This window comes from Patescibacteria group bacterium (assembly GCA_024654625.1).
Lineage (GTDB): Bacteria > Patescibacteriota > Minisyncoccia.
The window spans coordinates 21317-40618 of record JANLHB010000016.1; the positions used below are offsets into that span (position 1 = coordinate 21317).

The following is a 19302-nucleotide window of genomic DNA, read 5'->3' on the forward strand; positions in this document are numbered from 1 at the left end:
AGTATTATAAGAATGGAAGATGATTTAAAATCTAAAAGTCCGGCCGAGGCGGAAAAGGACATATTGAAGTTTTGGCAGGATAATAAAATTTTTGAAAAGACATTGGAGAAGGATGCTCCTTCGGGAGATTTTATCTTCTACGATGGGCCGCCTTTTGCCAACGGTTTGCCTCATTATGGGCATATTTTGGCCAGTGTGATAAAAGACGCCATCCCTCGCTATAAGACGATGCGAGGGTATCGCGTCCCGCGCCGATGGGGTTGGGATTGTCATGGTCTGCCTGTTGAAAATGTGGTTGAGAAAGAACTCGGACTTAAAGCTAAGAAAGATATTGAAGATCTTGGACTGGAGAAGTTTAACAAGGCCGCAAGGAATGTGGTAGTTCGCGATACAAGCGAATGGAAAAAAATTATTCCTAAGATAGGTCGTTTTGTTGATATGGAGGCTGACTATAAGACGATGGATCCAAGTTATATGGAATCAGTCTGGTGGGTCTTTAAAACGCTTTACGATAAAGGGCTTGTCTATGAGGGATACAAGCCGATGCATCTCTGTCCGCGTTGTGAGACGACTCTTGCAAACTTTGAAGTATCTCAAGGATATAAAGATATTACTGATATTTCAGTAACGGCTAAATTTGAGCTTGATGACGAGCCGGGCACTTTTGTCTTGGCTTGGACGACAACACCTTGGACACTCCCGGGCAATGTAGCTCTTGCAGTAAATCCTGATATTTTATATGCGAAGATTGAAAAAGACGGAGAGAGGTTTATTTTAGCGAAAGACCGCCTTGATACTATTGAAGGCGAGTATAAAATAATAGAGACTTTTAAAGGTTTTGCATTAGCCGGTAAGAGTTATAAACCGCTTTTTGATTATTATTCAGAGAAAAAAGATTTAGAGAACAGAGAAAACGGTTGGAAGATTTATTCGGCTGATTTTGTGACGACGGAAGAAGGAACCGGAGTCGTCCACATTGCGCCGGCTTTTGGCGAGGATGATATGAATGTCTCTTTAGAATATGCGCTTCCTTTTGTTCAACATGTCTCAGCTGACGGAAGATTTAAGAGTGAGGTAAAAGATTTTGCCGGCAGATTTGTAAAACCGAAAGAAAATCATCAAGAGACTGATATTGAGATAATAAAACATTTGGCGCACGCGGGTAAATTATTCGCCAAGAAGAAGATCGTTCACTCTTATCCGCATTGCTGGAGATGCGACACGCCACTCTTGAATTATGCGACTTCGTCTTGGTTTGTTAAAGTTACTGCGATAAAAGATAATCTTCTTAAGAATAATGGAGAGATTAATTGGGTACCGGCTCATATAAAGGACGGGCGTTTTGGCAAATGGCTTGAAGGTGCCAGAGATTGGGCGATATCAAGGAGCAGATTTTGGGGAGCTCCTCTTCCGGTGTGGAAGTGCGATAAGTGCGATAAGCTGGAAATTGCCGGTTCAATAGACGATATTAGAAATAAAGTTAAAAAGTCAGGCAATAAATATTTTGTAATGCGTCATGGGGAGTCGGAGCATAATAAGAAAAATATTGTCAGCTCTAATGTTTTAAATCCTCATCATATTACGGAAAAAGGGAAGACGGATATAAAGGAGATTGCTCAAAAGGTAAAAAAGGAAAACATTGATATTATATTCTCTTCAGACTTCGTTCGGACAAAGGAGACTGCTGAGCTACTGGCAAGCGAGATAGGTTGCGATAAAAGGAAGATAATTTATGATAAACGTATTAGGGAATTAAACACAGGAACTTTTGATGGTAAAAGGCCGAGAGATTATCATGATTATTTTTCTACTCTTGAAGAGAAGTTTACAAAGACGCCGCCTGAAGGAGAAAATTTGGTTGAGCTTAAAAATAGAGTATCTCAATTCTTGTATGATATTGAGGAAAAATACCAAGATAAAAATATTTTAATAATAAGCCATGAGTATCCTATCTGGCTTCTTTCCGCAGGAGCTGTCGGGGCTGATATTAAGAAGTCTGTAAAGATGAAAGAGGAAAAAAGAGATGATTATATAGAAACAGGGGAGTTAATGGAACTTGATTTTGTGCCACTCCCTCATAATGAAAATTATGAAATTGATCTTCATAGGCCATATATAGACAAGGTTGAATTTGCTTGTTCTTGTGGGGGTAAAATGAAGAGAATTATTCATGTGTTTGATTGTTGGTTTGAGTCCGGCTCTATGCCGTATGCTTCGGCGCATTATCCGTTCGCTTGCGCTCAAAATCAAAAATCAAAAATCAAAAATCAAAAATGCTTGGCATTACCGGCCGAGTTTATCGCTGAAGGATTAGACCAGACTCGAGGATGGTTTTATACACTGCTTGTTTTATCTACGGCTCTCTTTGAAAAGCCAGCCTATAAGAATGTGATTGTAAACGGGATAATCTTGGCTGAAGACGGCCAGAAAATCTCGAAGCGTCTTAAGAATTATCCTGATCCGATGGATGTGGTGCATAAATACGGCGCCGACGCTCTGCGTTTATATCTTCTTTCTTCACCTGTGGTACGCGCCGAGGATCTTAATTTTTCCGAGCATGGCGTTGATGAAGTGTATAAGAAAGTGATTCTGCGCTTATGGAATGTTTACAGTTTCTACGATATGTACGCACTTGGCGGTTCAACCGCCAAATTAAATTTGGCGGTTGAACCGCCAAATGGGGATAAGAACGTGCTGGATAAGTGGATAATCGCGCGACTTCTCGAGCTGGAGGAAGAGATAACTCTAAATCTTGAGAAGTATGAACTTGATAAAGCAACAAGACCTATTTTTGATTTTGTAGATGATCTTTCTACTTGGTATATCAGGCGCTCAAGGGATAGATTCAAGAATGAAGGTGAAGATAAAGGGAGTGCCATTTTAACCACCAGATTTGTTCTAGTGGAGTTCTCTAAAGTTATCGCTCCTTTTATTCCATTTATATCAGAGAGGTTATATCAATTGATTAGTAGAGAAGATGAGGCTAAATCAAATTCACAGAATTTGATCGCCCGATCCGCCAAAGGCGGATTTAGGGAGAGTATTCATTTAGATGAATGGCCTTATAAGAAGTCGTTAGCTGATAATGTCCTGGGTATGTTTGGTGTAGATAAATCTACTAAAAATTTGGATATTCTTTATGATATGAAAGAGATAAGAAAAATCGTCTCTCTTGGTCTTGAGGCGCGCGCCGAAGCGGGGTTTAAGGTAAGGCAGCCTTTGCAAAAATTGATAATCAAAAATGAAAAGTTGAAAGGTAAAGATGATCTACTTGAGCTGGTGAAAGATGAGGTGAATGTGAAAGAGGTAGCTTTTGATGCCGGCATCTCAAATGAAGTGAAATTAGATTTGGAGCTGACGCCGGAGCTTATCGCCGAAGGGCAGTTTAGGGATATGGTGAGATTTGTCCAGGGCTTGAGGAAGAAAGCCAGCTTGACACCGGATGATGAGATTTCCGTCTCTGTAAAGACGAGTTCTTCCGGACAAGAATTACTAAAGAAATTTGAAAATGAGTTTAAGGAGATTGTTAACGCGAGGACTGTGGAGTTCAAGGATATAGAAGATGGAGAGCTGTTGAAATTAGATGACCTGGAAATACATATAAAAATCACGAAATAATATGAAATATAAATTTCCAGAAAATTTTTTGTGGGGGAGTGCGACGGCGAGCCACCAAGTAGAAGGCGGTAATGTGAACGACTGGTCTATCTGGGAGAAGAAAAATGCCGATAGGCTTGCTAAGAACGCTAAAAAGAAATTCAGCAAGCTTCCGAACTGGGAGAGTATTAAAGAAGAAGCGGAGAATCCGGAGAATTATATCTCGGGAAAGGCTTGCGATCATTATAACCGCTATGAAGAGGATTTTGATATTGTAAAATCTTTAGGTCAAAATGCTTTTCGTTTTTCCATAGAGTGGTCGCGCATCGAGCCGGAAGATGGAAGGTTTGATGAGAGAGAGATATGGCACTATAGAAAGGTGGTCAAGGCCTTGCGCGCTCGCGGTATTGAGCCCTTCGTCACTCTCTGGCATTGGCCACTGCCGGTGTGGCTTAAAGATAAGGGAGGATGGAGGTCAAGTGAAATCGTGGATCATTTTGGGAGATATACCATGAAGATGGCAGAAGCGCTCGGCGCTGATGTCAAATTTTGGATTACCCTTAATGAGCCCTTGGTCTATGCCACACATTCATATCTTAAGGGGGCATGGCCTCCACAGAAAAAGAACCCGGTATATCTACTCTTTGTAATACGGAATTTAGTTAAGGCACACCGCGCAGCTTACAAGATACTTAAAGAGATAAATAAAGATTCTCAGGTGGGGATCTCCAAGCACAATGTTTACTTCGATGCTTATAAAGGACGATTTCTAAATCGTCTGCTTAAAAATATACTTGATTGGGCGTGGAACTTTTCTTTCCTAAATAGTATAAAAAATTATCAGGATTTTATCGGTCTTAACAACTATCATCATAACCGCATCAATTACGGCTTTAATAAAAATGATGATGATAAACTTTCTGATATGGGCTGGGAACTTTACCCAGATGCCCTATATTATGGATTACTGGATATCAAGAAATATAATAAGCCGATTTACATCACGGAGAATGGCTTGGCCGATAGGGAAGATAGATACAGAGCTTGGTTTATAGAAGAGAATTTAAAAAGTATGGCAAGAGCGATGGGGGAAGGCTTGGATGTGCGCGGATATCTTTACTGGTCATTGCTCGATAACTTTGAATGGGATAAAGGCTTCTGGCCCAGGTTTGGGTTGGTGGAGATTGATTATAAAACGCTAGAGCGGAAAATCCGCCCCAGCGCCCACGAATACGCGAAGATTTGCAAGACAAATGAGATTGAAGTTTGATTTATTCTTTAGTATTAATTTTTAATTAAGGTATAATTTAAAAATATGAGCTGGGTTTTTGTTGCCATTGTAGCTTACTTTATAAACGCCGTTAATTCGGTTATTGATAAGTTGCTCTTAGATAAGAATATTCCAAACCCTATTGCTTACACATTTTATGTAGGTTTGTTCAGCATATTTGCTTTGGCTTTTGCGCCGTTTAGTTTGGTGTGGCCCGGTCTTGGGCAACTTCTTTTGAGTTTTCTTGTGGGGGCGGTTTTTCTTTGCGCGCTTCTGGCTTTCTTTATTGCTTTAAGCAAAGACGAGGTTTCTCGTATCGCTCCTATTGTCGGCGCTTTCACGCCGATTTTTGTATTTTTACTTTCTTTTCTTTTTTTAGGAGAAAGATTATTTTGGCACCAGATAACAGCTTTTGTTTTTCTTTTTGCAGGAGGAATTTTAATCTTAGCCAGAAGGAAAGAGCACCATCTCCACAATAATTCGGCATTTAAAAAATATTCTTGGCGAAAGATTGAGATATCAATTTTAGCCGCTTTTTTATTTGCTCTTTTTTATGTGTTAACAAAATTTGTTTTCTTGAATCAGCCATTTGTTTCAACTTTTGTGTGGACTAGGGTGGGGAGTTTTCTTGCCGCTTTTTTGCTTATTTTGCCAAAAGGATTTAGGCGATCAGTTTTTCACACTACAAAAAATGTTGGGGCAAAAGGAGGAGGCTTATTTATCTTCAATAAGTTTTTAGCAGGTATAGGTTTTATTCTTCTAAACTATGCTATCTCTCTCGGAAGTGTTACTTTAGTGAATGCGCTTCAAGGGATACAGTATATTTCTATTCTGTTTTTAGCTGGGATTATTGTTAGGGTTTCTCCCGGGGCTATAAAAGAAGAGGTGCATCATTGGAAATGTTTTTTGCAAAAGGTCGTGGCGGTATTTTTAATAGGCATAGGGCTAGTGGTTTTAGCTTTTTAAAAGATGCTGAAAAAGGTAATTTTAATTTTGCTTGTAATTTTATTTCTAATCTTAGGATTTTTTTCTTTTTTATTCTTCACCCCTATTCAAGGTAATGCTTCTGATTATGTTTGGGGTATAACTTTTTCTAAGGCTTTTAGTCAAGATATGGGGTTGGACTTTAGAGAGGTTTATCTTGCGATGTTAGAGGAGCTTGAGCCCGGCGTGATTCGCTTGCCGCTTTATTGGCAAGACGTAGAACCTCAAAGAGAAGTTTATTTTTTTGATGATTACGATTGGATGATAGAAATGGCCAGAGAGAAAAATATAAAATTAGTTTTAGCAGTTGGACAAAAATTGCCACGCTGGCCAGAGTGCCAAATTCCTCTTTGGGTTGATCCTTTGAGTAAAGAAGAGAAAAAAGATGAGATCATTCATCTTATAGATAAAGTAATTAGGCGTTATAAAGATTATGATAATATTTACGCTTGGCAGATTGAGAACGAGCCATTTCTTCATTTTGGGGAGTGTGACAGATTTAATAGGGAATTCTTAAACGAAGAGATTGAAATAGCGCGCTCTATTGATCCAAGTCGACCTATCATAGTGACAGATAGCGGTGAGCTCGGGACTTGGTTTTCTGCCGCAAAGAGAGCCGATATTCTCGGTACTAGTGTCTATAGGATAATCTGGAATAAATATTTTGGCTATTTTGAATATCCGATTCCGCCGAATTTTTTTTGGTTTAAGGCAAATTTACTTCGCCTGTTTTATCCTGATAAACCGATTATTATAAGCGAACTCCAGATGGAGCCATGGGGGCCTAAGATGATTTATGAAACACCTCTTTCTGAACAGGAGATTTCTATGAACATAGACCAATTTCATAGCAATATAGAATACGCTAAGAAGACCGGCTTTAAAGAAATTTATTTATGGGGCGTAGAATGGTGGTATTGGATGAAAGAGAAGCATAACAGACCGGAGTTTTGGGAGGGGGTAAAAAAAGTTATAAATGAAAAAAGATAAATAAATGTCTCATCACATATATCAGACAGAAGGTATTGTCCTTGGGAAAAAAAATTTTGGCGAAGCCGATCAGTTTATAAGTTTTTATACTTCAGGCTTGGGCGGGCTTAATGCGGTAGCAAACGGGGTAAGGCTATTGAAGTCAAAGCTTAGATATAATTTAGACAATCTCTCATATGCCAGTTTCTCATTTGTTCGAGGAAAAGAGTCTTGGCGTATAATAGACGCGAGAGAGATTTCAAGATTTAACATTAAGGAAGACAATGATAAAAGAGCATCTCTTGGCAGGATCGTAAAACTTCTTTCCCGCTTGGTTCAAGGGGAAGAAAGGAATGAAAATCTTTGGGATATTGTTAAAGATGGTATATCTTTTTTAGACAGAAATTCTTTTGACAAAAAAGCTCTAATTAATTTTGAGATTATAATGGCCATTAGGATACTAAATAATCTTGGCTATATTGGCGAGGTTGGCAATTTAGGCAGATTTTTAGATAAAAAGTTTTGTTTGGGTATGATTGATGAGATGAATAATTTTAAAAAAGAGGCTGTTGTTGAAATAAAAAAAGGACTAAAAGAGAGTCATCTTTAATTAATATTATAACTCTCGATTTAAGAGAGTTTTATGATATAATCATAAAATGCCTGAAGAGAATGATAATATAGAAAAGTTAAAGATGAAGCTTTATAGAAAAGGGGCTTCTTTTCAGAAAAGGATAAAACGTCCGTCTCTTGGCGCCGGAATTAAGCTTGAGGAATCAGAAGATAAAGCTCAATGGGACCCTTCTTTAAATATGACAAAGAAAAAGACTTTTATCTCTAAAATGATGCGTTTCGCGCTTCTTTTTGCCGGCATATTTTTTTCTGTCTCGCTCCTTGCGACTGCTTATCTTTGGGATAAGGGATTTAATTTTATATCTTCCGGCGATATTGATATTATCTTTGAAGGACCTGAAAGCGTGTCAGGAGGAGAGCTTAATAGTTGGAGAATTATCGTTGAGAATAATAATAATGCTCCTCTTGAATTTGCCGATCTTATCTTGGAATATCCTTCCGGAACACGCGACTTAAAAGATGAAGATAAATCTTTGAAAAAAAGATACCCGCTTGGACAGATAGCTCCGGGTGATAAGTCTGTTGAGGTTGTGGATCTTATCTTTTTTGGAAGTGCCGGTAGCGAGAAAGTTATAAATGCCACTTTGGAATACAGGATCACCGGATCAAATGCTATTTTTATTAAGGAAGTGAAAAAAATTGTTAAATTATTTGAATCTCCGGTAGAGGTTGCCATAAAACTTCCTTCGGAAGTAAATGCCAGACAAGAGATGAGTTTAGAGGTGGAATACATTTCTAATTCGGAAAGTGTTATTGATGGACTTGTTTTGCAAATGGAATATCCGCCCGGTTTCCAATTTAAAGACAGTAGTCCAAAGGTATCTTCCGATAAAAATAATTTATGGAACATCGGTACTTTGGAGCCCGGGAAGAAGAGAATTATAAAAATTAATGGCATTATGGACGGGGTTGATTTGGACGAAAAAGGATTTTTAGCTCAAGTTGGAATCATAAATAATAATGAGCTTGAGGTGTATGGAGAAGCCAGGGAGACAGTTGTCCTTAAAAAGATGCTTTTGGATCTCGCGATATTTATAAATGGAAACGACGATAAAGAGAATGTCGCTTTTTTAGGTGATATTATGCGAGTTGATATATTTTGGAGGAATAATCTGCCGGTTAGAATAGAAAATGGAACTATTGAAGTAAAAATAACAGGAAAAGCTGCCAATCCTCAGTCTATTTCTCCTGTAAACGGTTTTTATCGCGTTTCTGACCAGGCCTTAGTTTGGAATGCTTCATCAGTGCCGGAGTTTAGATTTATAGAGCCAGGCGAAGAGGGGAAAGTCAGTTTTACATTTTCCATGCTCAGTAGCTTGATTCAAGGAAATATAAATGATAAAAATTTTGTAGTGTCTTTAGATGCGAGTATCTTTGGTAGGAAGGCAACGGGAGTCGCTGGTGATACTGAAGCGAGAAGCGCAACTAAGAAAGATATAAAGATAGCTTCTAATCTTCAATTTGCGTCACAAGCGCTTTATTATGAAGGAGTTTTTACTAATTCCGGTCCGCTTCCTCCTAAAGCCGGAGAGAAAACGACTTATACGATAGTGTGGTCTCTTTCTAATTCTACAAACGATGTTTTAAATGTGACGGCGAGAGCTTTCCTTCCTTCTTATGTTGAGTGGGAGGGGTCTCTGTCTCCGCAAGATGCTATTGTTTCTTACGATAAAAATACCGGTGAAGTTGTATGGAAAGCGGGCCTTATTTCTGTCGGAACCGGAGTATTAAATCCGGCAAGAGATATCTCTTTCCAAATAAGACTTATTCCTTCTCTTTCTCAGGTTGGCTTAGCGCCCAGTCTTATATCAGAAGTCGTAATTGAAGGGAAGGATTCTTTTGTCGGTACGGATATTAGGAAAGTTAAGGGATCGTTAAGCACTAGACTTGACAATGATCCTAAATTTAATCTTAATCAAGATAAAGTGGTCCAATAATCTGATATAACTAATATAAAATATGGAAAATAAAATGGAAAAAATAGTATCTTTGGCAAAACGGCGCGGGTTTATATACCCTGGTTCTGATATTTATGGAGGACTTGCCGGCACGTGGGATTATGGACCGTTGGGCGTTGAGCTTAAAAATAATGTGAAGGATCTATGGTGGAGGATGTTCGTGAAAGAGCGCGAAGATATGTATGGCGTGGACGCGGCGATTCTGATGAATTCAAAAGTATGGGAAGCGTCAGGGCATGTTTCCGGTTTTTCAGACCCTCTTGTAGAATGCAAGAAATGCCACAAGCGCTTTAGAGCTGATCATTTGGAAGATGATAAATGCCCTGTCTGCGGAGGCGAACTTACTAAAGAACGTCAATTTAATATGATGTTTAAAACTCAAATTGGCGCTATGGAGGACAGTGCCGCAATCTCATATTTGCGGCCTGAGACAGCGCAGGGAATTTTTGTAAATTTTAAAAATATTGTTGACTCATTTCACCCAAAGATTCCTTTTGGTGTCGGACAGATAGGCAAAGCGTTTCGCAATGAAATTACTCCGCGCGATTTTATTTTCCGCGTGCGTGAGCTTGAACAGATGGAAGTGGAATATTTCATACACCCTGCTCTATGGGAAAAATATTTTGATATGTGGAAGAATATTATGTGGAAGTGGATAGAAGCAGTGGGTATTAAAAAAGAGAGCGTGCATGAGCATGAGATAGAAGATGGGGAACGCGCGCATTATTCAAAACGAACAATTGATTTTGAATTTGATTATCCGTTTGGCAGGAAAGAGCTTTATGGTCTTGCGTATCGCACTGATTATGATTTGGGTAAGCATAGCGAACACTCTGGCGTGGCTCTTGATTATACTGATGAAGAGACGAAAGAGAAATTCATTCCTCATGTAATTGAGCCGTCACTTGGTCTTGACCGGACTATTCTTGCTGTATTAATTGACGCATATACGGAAGATGAGTTAGGAGGCGAGCCTCGCATTTTCCTTAGACTTAAGCCTCATATTGCCCCTGTAAAGGTAGCTGTATTCCCGCTTCTCAAAAACAAGCCTGAACTTGTAGCTAAGGCGCGCGAGGTTTACAGTATGATTAAAAAAGAAGTTCCGCAGATAATGTTTGATAGTAACGGCAACATCGGCAAAAGATACAGAAGACAAGACGAGATAGGGACACCTTATTGTATAACTGTGGATTTTGACACATTGGAAGACGGCACTGTAACCTTAAGAGACAGAGACACTGGGAAGCAAGATCGTATAAAGATTTCTGAAATAACTGCATCGTTGAAAGAAAAAATTAATTTTATTTAGTTATGAAATATGAAAAGTATACTTTAAAGAATGGCCTTCGGGTTATTATCGTCCCGATGAATAATACTCAGTCGGTTGTTTTTCAAGTGCTTGTTAAAACCGGCTCTAAGAATGAAGATAAAAAGATAAATGGTATCTCTCACTTCCTGGAGCACCTTGTGTTTAAAGGTACCAAGAAAAGACCTAAGCCTGGGACAATAAGTAAAGAACTTGATCGCATTGGGGCGGATCATAATGCTTTTACAGGCAAAGAGATTACCGGTTTTTGGGTAAAATTAGCCTCAAAGGATTTTGATATAGGTTTTGATGTTATTTCAGATATGGTCTTAAATCCGATTTTTGACACTAAAGAGATAGAAAAAGAGAGAGGAGTAATCTTGCAAGAGATTTCTTCTTATGAAGATCAGTTTAGTAGCAAGGCATTGATGTATGTCGAAGAGATGCTTTATGAAGGTAACCCTCATAGTATGATGACTCTTGGTACTAATGATAGCGTAAAAAATATTTTAAGGAATGATATTTTGAAATATAGAAAAGAACGATATATTTCAAATAACATGATAGTAATAGTCGTCGGCAATATAGACGGAAATGATGCTTTGAAAAAAATTAAAAAAGTCTTTAGCAAGCTTAAGGCCGATAAAGAGCATAAAATTCCACCGCCAAAGATTAAACAGAATGATATAAATATAAAAATTAAAAATAAAAAATGCGACCAGTCTCATCTGGCTGTTGGAGTGCGAGCTTACGGATTATCTAATGAGAAAAAATATATACTTGAAATTTTATCTGTGGTCCTTGGTGGAAACATGTCATCCCGTCTTTTTAAAGAATTAAGAGAAAAGCGCGGTTTGGCTTATTATGTTGGCGCAAGCAATATGGAATATGAGGATTCGGGATATTTGCTCATGCGAGCCGGAGTACCAAAAGATAAGATCAATACTGTTTTTCAGGTATTTTCTAAATTATTAAATGATTTTAAGAAGCGTCCAGTATCAAAAAGTGAACTTCACTCTGCTAAAGAGTTCATAAGAGGGAAGATGTCATTGACTCTTGAACATACTGAATACGTGGCCGATTTTTTTGGTGAACAAGAGCTTTTTTATAATAAAATTCTTACTCCTCAAGAGATTATGGAAAAGATTGAAAAAGTTACCGCAAGTGATATTATGAAAGTAGCTGGTGACATCTTCCGTCCGGAAAATATCAACATAGCCGGTATTATCCCGGAGGATGGTAAGAGTATGGATCCTGATAAAATAAGAAATATATTCTTAAAATAATATGGAAACAAAAAATGAAAAAAATATAATAATAAGTATTACAAGTGGAAGTATCTTAAAGATAATAGTCTTTGTTGCGGCCGTTTTGCTTCTATACATTTTGCGCGATATGGTGGCTGTGATTTTAACCTCTGTTGTTATCGCTTCAGCTGTTGAACCGGCAGCTCGATGGTTTGAAAATCGCCGCATACCCAGGGTATTTGGTGTTTTGTTTGTTTATCTAATATCGTTTTTGATAATAGGGGCGATATTTGTCTTTATTATTCCACCTGTCTTTAGTGATTTATCAGGCTTTACAGAGACAATACCAAGTTATCTCAATAGGCCGTTTGAGTCCGCGACTTTTTCATCGTTTATAACGAGTATTCCGGAATCTCTATCTGTAGCTATCTCAGACCTTACTAAAGTTCTTGAGGCTTCCAGCGGCAAGATAACTTCAGGATTTTTCCAGGCGGCATCTGCTGTTTTTGGAGGGGCGCTTTCATTTATTCTTATCGTTGTTATTTCATTTTATCTTTCTGTCCAAAAGGGAGGTTTGGAGAATTTTTTACGGATTATAACTCCCGACAGTGAAGAGCAGTATGTTGTAAAACTTTGGCGGCGAGCTGAACAGAAGATAGGGCTTTGGCTTCAAGGGCAGATTCTCTTAGGTGTTTTGGTGGGGATTTTAGTTTATCTGGGACTTACTATTTTAGGAGTGAAATATGCTCTTGTTTTTGCCATTATTTCAGCTCTCTTTGAGCTTATACCTATTTTCGGGCCAATTATGGCTTCTATACCGGCAATAGGCGTGGCATTTCTTGAGTCGCCTACTCTAGGCCTTATGGTTATTGGCCTTTACTTAGTCATCCAACAGTTTGAAAATCATTTAATTTATCCTCTTGTTGTAAAGAAAATTATCGGTATCCCTCCGATACTTGTAATTCTTTCTCTAGTTATCGGCGGCGAATTGGCCGGTTTTTTTGGAGTGCTTTTGGCTATTCCTGTGGCGACTGTTTTAATGGAGCTTTCAAAAGATATCGCGGAAAGAAAGCATATTTTTGAAAAGGAAATATAATGCTTTAATGGAAAAAGGTAAATTTTATATAACAACAACTCTCCCTTATGTTAATGCCGATCCGCATCTTGGTCATGCTCTTGAGTTAGTTGAGGCCGATATTGTCGCTCGTTTTCATAGGGGGCTAGGTGAAGAGGTATTTTTTAATACCGGGACAGATGAGCATGGTCTTAAGGTCTACAGGAAGGCGCAAGAGAAAGGAGAGATAGTTCAAAATTATTGCGACTCTTGCGCCGAGAATTTCAGGAAGCTGCAACCGGCTCTTAATCTGACAAGCGATGCTTTCATCCGCACTACAGACAGCCACCATAAAGAGGCGGCGCAAGAATTTTGGCGCAGGTCTTTTGATGCCGGCGATATTTATAAGAAAAATTATAAAATAAAATATTGCGTCGGTTGCGAGCTTGAGAAGACTGATTCTGATCTTAAAGACGGCAAATGTCTGGATCATCCTAATTTGGAGATAGAGGTAATTGAAGAAGAAAATTATTTTTTTCGTTTTTCTAAATATCAGGACAGGCTGATTGATTTTTATGAGAAAAATTCTTTTTTTGTTCTGCCGGAGAAAAGATTTAATGAAGCGAAAAAATTTGTAGAAAGCGGTATTTCCGACTTTAGTATCTCTCGTCTGAAAGAGAAGATGCCATGGGGAGTGCCTGTGCCGAACGATCAAGATCATGTGATGTATGTTTGGTTTGACGCTTTGGTGAATTATATTTCTACTCTTGGCTGGCCTGAAGACGAAAAAAAATTTCACGCTTTTTGGCCCGGTGTTCAATTAGCGGGTAAAGATAATCTCAGACAACAAGCTGTAATGTGGCAGGCTATGCTTATGTCTGTCGGACTGCCAAATACCACTCAGGTTGTAATACATGGTTTTATAACAAGTAACGGACAGAAGATGTCAAAGACTTTAGGCAATGTTATAAACCCTTTTGACATAGTAGAACGTTATGGAACAGACGCTTTGCGGTATTATTTAGCGCGCGAAGTTTCTCCTTTTGAAGATAGTGATTTTACAGAGGAGAAATTCAAAGAGGCTTATAATGCCAATCTGGCAAACGGCCTTGGCAACTTAGTCTCAAGGACTATGAAGATGTTTGTCGCTTATGATGTTTATAATTATGGTTTTGAGTTCAATTTTAGTCCATTTGAAGAAATGGTAAAAAGTGAGAGTTATAGGGATTATAGAGAATTTATAGCAACTTTTGAGTTTGGCAAAGTGATGGATTTTATTTGGGAGAGGATAGGCGGTATTGATAAACGCATACAGGAGACTCAACCATTTAAATTTATAAAGACAGATAAAGAGAAAGCTATTGATGATGTTGCTGGTCTGGTTAATGAGCTTTGGGGTATCGCCAACTTACTCGCTCCATTTATGCCGGAAACTTCGCAAAAGATAAAAGAAGCGATAAAGGCAAATAAAATGCCGGAACCGTTGTTTTTAAGGAAAGAATAATGAAGCCAAAACTTTTTGACATTCATTCGCATTTGAATTTTCCTGAGTTTGATAATGACAGGGAAGAGATAATAAAAAAAATGCAGGCAGAAGGTATCTTTACTATTGTTGTCGGTACAGATAAAGAGACTTCTAAAAGCGCCATAAAACTTGCAGAATCCGCCTCGGCGGATGATAACCTTTTCGCTTCTGTTGGCTTGCACCCGACAGATAAAGAAGATGGCGAGTTTTCCGCCCAAGGCGGACCAGTCTTAGGCTGGGATTATGGATATTATAAAAAGATTGCCATGCATCCTAAAGTTGTTGCCATAGGCGAATGCGGAATAGATTTATTTCGTCGGGAGAGAAGCGATTTAAAAAGACAAGAGGATGTATTTAGGAAGCATGTCAAGCTGGCTCTAGAGATAGATAAACCGCTGATGATTCATTGTAGGGACGCTCATAATGAAGTTTTAGAGATTCTTAATTCGTATTTTTTGATACATGGCGCTAAATTGCGAGGGAACATTCATTTTTTCTCAGGAGATATTGATATTGCGCAAAGATATTTTGACCTTGGTTTTTCAATCTCTTTTGCCGGTGTCATCACTTTTTCAAGAGATTATGATGAAGTGATAAAAAGGGCGCCTCTTGAAAGAATAATGATTGAGACGGATTCGCCGTTTGTAGCGCCAGCTCCGTATAGAGGCAAGCGCAATGAACCGCTTTATGTGAAAGAAGTAGCTAAAAAAATCGCTGAAATAAGAGGCATCTCTTATGAAGAGGTGTCAGAGATTACGACAGAGAATGCATTAAGAATGTTTTATGAACATTAGTTGCAATATATAAATATATTTGCTAATATAGCGCCTATGGACGAGATAGGGGAAATTAAATATGAAATTGAAGAAAATATAGAAGCCGACCCTAAATTGTATGAAATAGGGTATCTTTTGACGCCTTTAATACCGACAGACAAGCTGGCTGATGAGGTTAATCTGATCAGGAGCGCTATTGAGAAAGAAAAAGGTCTAATAGTCGGAGAGGAGGCTCCTAAAAGCAGGCAACTCGCTTATGAAATTAAAAAGTTTAATACTGCTTCTTTTGGCTGGATTAGATTCATGGCAAGACCGGATGCTTTAGAAGGTATTAAAAAGAGTTTTGACGCCAATCTTAATCTTTTGCGATTTTTGATCTTAAATGCGGAAGAGGAAACAGTCTCTCAAAAACCATTTAAGACTATTAAAGCAAAAAGCGCAGAAGAGACACCTGAATCTTCTAGAGAAGAAATAAAAGAAGAAGAAATTGATAGAAAATTAGAAGAAATTGCAGGTTTATAAAATTAATATTAATTTATATCAATGAATTTAAATAAAGTTTTGCTTATAGGTAATTTGACAAGAGATCCTGAGTTGAGAAGTCTTCCTTCTGGAGCTCAAGTCGCTTCATTTTCAGTCGCTACCAACAGAGTATGGAAAGACCAAAGCGGACAGCGCAAGGACGATACACAATTTCATAATGTTGTCGTTTTCGGTAAGCAGGCTGAGATAGTGGCGCAATATCTTAAGAAGGGGAGCTCGGCTCTTATTGAAGGGAGGATTCAGAATAGAAGCTGGGACGGACCTGACGGAAATAAGCGCTACAGGACAGAAATTGTAGCTGAGAGAGTTCAGTTTGGTCCAAGGAGAACTGATGGGCAATCTTCTTCACAAGGAGCAGAAAAACATGAAGAAAGCGGTAAGAATGAAAGCGTTGATACTATAGAATATCCTGAAGACGATATTAACCCTGATGAAATCCCATTTTAATCTAAAAAGCTAAAAATTAAAAAGTTAAAATATGAAACAGTGTTACTTTTGTACAAATAATATAAAATTAGTCGATTATAAAGATATAGAATCTTTAAAGAAATTTATTGATCCTTTGGCGCGCGTATTATCAAGGAGAAAGAGCGGTACTTGCGCCAAACACCAGAGAAAACTCACTATCTCTATAAAGCGCGCGCGTTTCTTAGCGCTTCTGCCGTTTATCGGAAGGTAAAAATTGTAAATAATCGACAAAAAAATCGCCTAATTGGCGATTTTTTATTAGGACATATTTTAGTGAGAAAGATTATTTACTAACTCTGTCTGTGTATTCACCTGTCTCAGTATTTACGGTTATTATATCTCCCTCATTTATAAATAAAGGCACATTTACATTAGCTCCTGTTTCAAGCGTTACTTGCTTGTTTCCGCCCTGAGCGGTATTACCTTTGATTGTCGGCGGAGCTTCTGTGACTTTAAGTTCTACTTTTATCGGAAGTTTTATCCCGATGATACGATCCTCAAATGTTAACGCGTTAACAATAGTATTTTCTTTGAGGAATTTAAGGGCTGGGCCAATTATATCTTCAGAAAGGGCAAAACGTTCGCCAGGCTTATTCTCATAACAGAACCAGATTTCATTTTTTTTTGGATTGGAGTATAAATATTTAATTTGTTTGGTTTCCATTTCTGCTTCTACTGCTTTGTCGCTTTGATGGAAAGAATGTTCGACAATTCTTCCAGATATCATATTTTTCAATTTTGTCTGGTTTACCGGTTTTCTTTGTTGTTTACGGAAAACATGCGAGTCTAGGACTTCATAAGGTTCGCCTTCGAAGATTATAAACTTCCTCTGTCGTATTTCATTGTATTCTAACATTGCCATAATGACCTTATTTTATAGGATTTTAGGCCAAAAGTCCAGTTGCAACCTTTTTTGTTTCCAAAGTGTTATAATATATATAGAGATAATTATCGATTTTAAATTAATAAAATGGATTTTGAAGATAAAACAAAAAGCGACGAGGAGATTTTAAGTCTGTCTATTGATAGGCCGTCACTTTTTGAAATAATAGTCAATCGATACCAAAATGCTTTTTTGCGCAAAGCCAAAGATATTATTCATGATGATGAGCTCGCCAGGGATATTGTCCAAGAATCTTTTATGAAGATTTACATGAGTGCCTCTCGGTTTAGAGAAGTAGAAGAGGGGAGTTTCAAGGCTTGGGCGTATAGGATTATTTTAAATACAAGTTTTTCATTTTATAGAAAAAGACAAAAAGAGAGAATCTGGTTTGTTGATGAAGAAGTGGAGTTTTATGAGAATATTGCCGATGAGACGGATTATGTTAAAAGAAACGAACTTGAAGATTTTATAATCTCGGTATTTTCTAAGATGCCAAAAAGTTTAAGTAGAATATTGTCTTTGTATTATATAGAAGACAGGCCACAGAAGGAGATTGCGAAAATTGAAGGGGTTTCATTGCAGACCGTGAAGACTAGAGTTTATCGCGCCAAAAAAGAACTCAAGCGGGTTTGCGCAGATGTTGTATAAGAATGATGCAAAATTATAAAGAAAGCGTAAAATTTAAAAAAGGAGTAATGAGGAGGATCTATGCCATCTGGCTTCTTAGAAATACTTTTAATTTAAGAACAGGATTATTATTATTTTTTGCCTGGCAAATGACGCTTTATATATCCTTTGGCGATGTTTTTGGCAATAGTCCGTCGTTTTTTGATATTCCTTCTATGTATAGTTTTATGCTAAGCGCTTTTTTGCATACAGAGATTATTGTCAAACTGTTCTTCGTACTTATATCTGTTTTAGCGTTTTTGTTTTTTAAAGATTGGATTAAAGGTGTTTTGAATTTTGTTATCCCCATAAGGATAAGAGGTCGTGTTAATTAATAGCTAATAGATTTAATTGACGTAAAAGCCGTTCGTTAGATTGACGAACGGCTTTTACGTTTGTAAAAATTAAAGATTATTTTTTCAATTCTTCTTTAATTTTTTTTTCTATTTCGTTTGATATTTTAGGATTTTCTTTAAGGAATAGGCGAGAGGCGTCATATCCTCGCCCGAGTTTCTCTTGTCCGTAACTGTATGAGGACCCGCTTTTTTCTATAATTCCATGATTTTCGCCGAGTGCCAGTAATTCTCCTTCTCTGGATATCCCCTCCGAGAAGATAAGGTCAAATTCCGCTTTTTTAAAAGGGGCGGCGACTTTGTTTTTCACAACTTTGGCACGGACGCGATTTCCTATTACATTTTCTCCTTTTTTGATTTGAGCGATACGTCTTACGTCAATTCTTACCGAAGAGTAAAATTTAAGAGCCTTGCCTCCAGGCGTTGTCTCCGGATTGCCAAACATCACACCTATTTGCATGCGTATCTGATTTATAAATATTACTGATGTTCTGCTTTTTGCGCCTATGGCTGTGAGTTTGCGGAGCGCTTGCGACATCAGTCTGGCTTGTTTCCCAACATGATAAGCCCCCATATCTCCTTCTATTTCGTCTTTTGGAGTAAGCGCGGCTACTGAATCAATCACGATTAAGTCCAGCTTGCCGGAGCGGACCAGGCTCTCTGTTATTTCAAGCGCTTGTTCGCCGTTGTCCGGCTGGGAAATTAGAAGATCATTTATTTGGACTCCAAGTTTCTTTGCATATTCCGGGTCCATGGCATGCTCCGCGTCAATGAACGCGCATAGACCGCCCTTCTTTTGAGCTTGCGCCGCCATAAGAAGGGATAAAGTCGTTTTTCCTGATGATTCAGGGCCGAATATCTCTATAATTCTCCCTAAAGGTATTCCCCCTACGCCTAGCGCTTCATCTAGTCCGATAGAGCCGGATGATATTACATCAATATCAACCTTAGGTGTTTCTCCTAATTTCATTATAGAACCTTCTCCAAATTTTGTTTTTATGAGCTTGAGCGTGTCTTCTATGCTATTATCTTTTTCTTTTGATGTTTTTTCATCTTTCGCTTTCGCCATA

Annotated in this window: 18 protein-coding genes; 16 read left to right on the plus strand and 2 right to left on the minus strand. The window is 38.1% G+C overall.

The genetic code is table 11. The features are described from left to right. Positions 1-12: 12 nt before the first annotated feature. From NUV40_01060 to rpsR, 14 genes are read left to right on the plus strand one after another with little or no spacing between them, the layout of a single operon-like run. Positions 13-3618, plus strand: a complete 3606-nt coding sequence (locus NUV40_01060; GenBank protein ID MCR4342474.1) for a class I tRNA ligase family protein — start codon at positions 13-15, stop codon at positions 3616-3618. A gap of 1 nt (position 3619) precedes the next feature. Beyond that, positions 3620-4867 (plus strand): glycoside hydrolase family 1 protein, encoded by a 1248-nt coding sequence (locus NUV40_01065; protein ID MCR4342475.1) that lies wholly within the window; start codon positions 3620-3622, stop codon positions 4865-4867. A 45-nt stretch (positions 4868-4912) separates the two neighbouring features. After that, positions 4913-5833 (plus strand): DMT family transporter, encoded by a 921-nt coding sequence (locus NUV40_01070; GenBank protein MCR4342476.1) that lies wholly within the window; start codon positions 4913-4915, stop codon positions 5831-5833. 3 nt (positions 5834-5836) lie between these two features. After that, complete coding sequence (locus tag NUV40_01075) at positions 5837-6841, plus strand: cellulase family glycosylhydrolase (protein ID MCR4342477.1); 1005 nt, start codon at positions 5837-5839, stop codon at positions 6839-6841. Positions 6842-6845: 4 nt separating this feature from the next. Next, entirely contained in the window at positions 6846-7430 is a 585-nt protein-coding gene (gene recO / locus NUV40_01080; protein ID MCR4342478.1) for a DNA repair protein RecO, read from the plus strand. A gap of 49 nt (positions 7431-7479) precedes the next feature. Continuing rightward, positions 7480-9390, plus strand: coding sequence for a hypothetical protein (locus tag NUV40_01085; protein MCR4342479.1), 1911 nt, complete (start codon positions 7480-7482; stop codon positions 9388-9390). Between the two features lie 22 nt (positions 9391-9412). Continuing rightward, the gene (locus NUV40_01090; protein MCR4342480.1) at positions 9413-10720 is read left to right on the plus strand and encodes a glycine--tRNA ligase; all 1308 of its coding nucleotides are present in this window, start codon (positions 9413-9415) and stop codon (positions 10718-10720) included. A 2-nt stretch (positions 10721-10722) separates the two neighbouring features. Then, positions 10723-12003, plus strand: a complete 1281-nt coding sequence (locus tag NUV40_01095) for an insulinase family protein (GenBank protein MCR4342481.1) — start codon at positions 10723-10725, stop codon at positions 12001-12003. A gap of 1 nt (position 12004) precedes the next feature. Next, the gene (locus NUV40_01100) at positions 12005-13060 is read left to right on the plus strand and encodes an AI-2E family transporter (protein ID MCR4342482.1); all 1056 of its coding nucleotides are present in this window, start codon (positions 12005-12007) and stop codon (positions 13058-13060) included. A 7-nt stretch (positions 13061-13067) separates the two neighbouring features. Continuing rightward, the gene (gene metG, locus NUV40_01105) at positions 13068-14522 is read left to right on the plus strand and encodes a methionine--tRNA ligase (GenBank protein ID MCR4342483.1); all 1455 of its coding nucleotides are present in this window, start codon (positions 13068-13070) and stop codon (positions 14520-14522) included. Further along, complete coding sequence (locus NUV40_01110) at positions 14522-15337, plus strand: TatD family hydrolase (GenBank protein MCR4342484.1); 816 nt, start codon at positions 14522-14524, stop codon at positions 15335-15337. Before metG ends, NUV40_01110 begins: the two co-directional genes overlap by 1 nt. A 36-nt stretch (positions 15338-15373) precedes the next feature. Further along, a complete protein-coding gene (locus NUV40_01115) occupies positions 15374-15841 on the plus strand; it encodes a 30S ribosomal protein S6 (protein ID MCR4342485.1) in 468 nt (155 codons plus the stop codon). Between the two features lie 21 nt (positions 15842-15862). After that, the gene (locus NUV40_01120; GenBank protein ID MCR4342486.1) at positions 15863-16309 is read left to right on the plus strand and encodes a single-stranded DNA-binding protein; all 447 of its coding nucleotides are present in this window, start codon (positions 15863-15865) and stop codon (positions 16307-16309) included. Between the two features lie 31 nt (positions 16310-16340). Next, the gene (gene rpsR / locus NUV40_01125) at positions 16341-16541 is read left to right on the plus strand and encodes a 30S ribosomal protein S18 (protein MCR4342487.1); all 201 of its coding nucleotides are present in this window, start codon (positions 16341-16343) and stop codon (positions 16539-16541) included. Positions 16542-16613: 72 nt separating this feature from the next. Here rpsR and NUV40_01130 read toward each other — a convergent pair whose 3' ends face one another. Then, positions 16614-17192, minus strand: coding sequence for an elongation factor P (locus NUV40_01130; protein MCR4342488.1), 579 nt, complete (start codon positions 17190-17192; stop codon positions 16614-16616). A 108-nt stretch (positions 17193-17300) separates the two neighbouring features. Between NUV40_01130 and NUV40_01135 the strand changes: the two genes are divergently transcribed. Next, complete coding sequence (locus NUV40_01135) at positions 17301-17861, plus strand: RNA polymerase sigma factor (GenBank protein ID MCR4342489.1); 561 nt, start codon at positions 17301-17303, stop codon at positions 17859-17861. A gap of 2 nt (positions 17862-17863) precedes the next feature. Beyond that, positions 17864-18214, plus strand: a complete 351-nt coding sequence (locus tag NUV40_01140) for a hypothetical protein (GenBank protein ID MCR4342490.1) — start codon at positions 17864-17866, stop codon at positions 18212-18214. Positions 18215-18290: 76 nt separating this feature from the next. Here the strand turns inward: NUV40_01140 and recA are convergent, their stop codons facing one another. Further along, entirely contained in the window at positions 18291-19301 is a 1011-nt protein-coding gene (gene recA / locus NUV40_01145; protein MCR4342491.1) for a recombinase RecA, read from the minus strand. Position 19302: the final 1 nt, after the last annotated feature.

Excerpts from the sequence above, each read along its gene's own strand:
- NUV40_01060 (MCR4342474.1), top strand. The coding sequence starts at position 13 with ATGGAAGATGATTTAAAATCTAAAAGTCCGGCCGAGGCGGAAAAGGAC.
- NUV40_01065 (MCR4342475.1), top strand. The coding sequence starts at position 3,620 with ATGAAATATAAATTTCCAGAAAATTTTTTGTGGGGGAGTGCGACGGCG.
- NUV40_01070 (MCR4342476.1), top strand. The coding sequence starts at position 4,913 with ATGAGCTGGGTTTTTGTTGCCATTGTAGCTTACTTTATAAACGCCGTT.
- NUV40_01075 (MCR4342477.1), top strand. The coding sequence starts at position 5,837 with ATGCTGAAAAAGGTAATTTTAATTTTGCTTGTAATTTTATTTCTAATC.
- recO (MCR4342478.1), top strand. The coding sequence starts at position 6,846 with ATGTCTCATCACATATATCAGACAGAAGGTATTGTCCTTGGGAAAAAA.
- NUV40_01085 (MCR4342479.1), top strand. The coding sequence starts at position 7,480 with ATGCCTGAAGAGAATGATAATATAGAAAAGTTAAAGATGAAGCTTTAT.
- NUV40_01090 (MCR4342480.1), top strand. The coding sequence starts at position 9,413 with ATGGAAAATAAAATGGAAAAAATAGTATCTTTGGCAAAACGGCGCGGG.
- NUV40_01095 (MCR4342481.1), top strand. The coding sequence starts at position 10,723 with ATGAAATATGAAAAGTATACTTTAAAGAATGGCCTTCGGGTTATTATC.
- NUV40_01100 (MCR4342482.1), top strand. The coding sequence starts at position 12,005 with ATGGAAACAAAAAATGAAAAAAATATAATAATAAGTATTACAAGTGGA.
- metG (MCR4342483.1), top strand. The coding sequence starts at position 13,068 with ATGGAAAAAGGTAAATTTTATATAACAACAACTCTCCCTTATGTTAAT.
- NUV40_01110 (MCR4342484.1), top strand. The coding sequence starts at position 14,522 with ATGAAGCCAAAACTTTTTGACATTCATTCGCATTTGAATTTTCCTGAG.
- NUV40_01115 (MCR4342485.1), top strand. The coding sequence starts at position 15,374 with ATGGACGAGATAGGGGAAATTAAATATGAAATTGAAGAAAATATAGAA.
- NUV40_01120 (MCR4342486.1), top strand. The coding sequence starts at position 15,863 with ATGAATTTAAATAAAGTTTTGCTTATAGGTAATTTGACAAGAGATCCT.
- rpsR (MCR4342487.1), top strand. The coding sequence starts at position 16,341 with ATGAAACAGTGTTACTTTTGTACAAATAATATAAAATTAGTCGATTAT.
- NUV40_01130 (MCR4342488.1), bottom strand. The coding sequence starts at position 17,192 with ATGGCAATGTTAGAATACAATGAAATACGACAGAGGAAGTTTATAATC.
- NUV40_01135 (MCR4342489.1), top strand. The coding sequence starts at position 17,301 with ATGGATTTTGAAGATAAAACAAAAAGCGACGAGGAGATTTTAAGTCTG.
- NUV40_01140 (MCR4342490.1), top strand. The coding sequence starts at position 17,864 with ATGATGCAAAATTATAAAGAAAGCGTAAAATTTAAAAAAGGAGTAATG.
- recA (MCR4342491.1), bottom strand. The coding sequence starts at position 19,301 with ATGGCGAAAGCGAAAGATGAAAAAACATCAAAAGAAAAAGATAATAGC.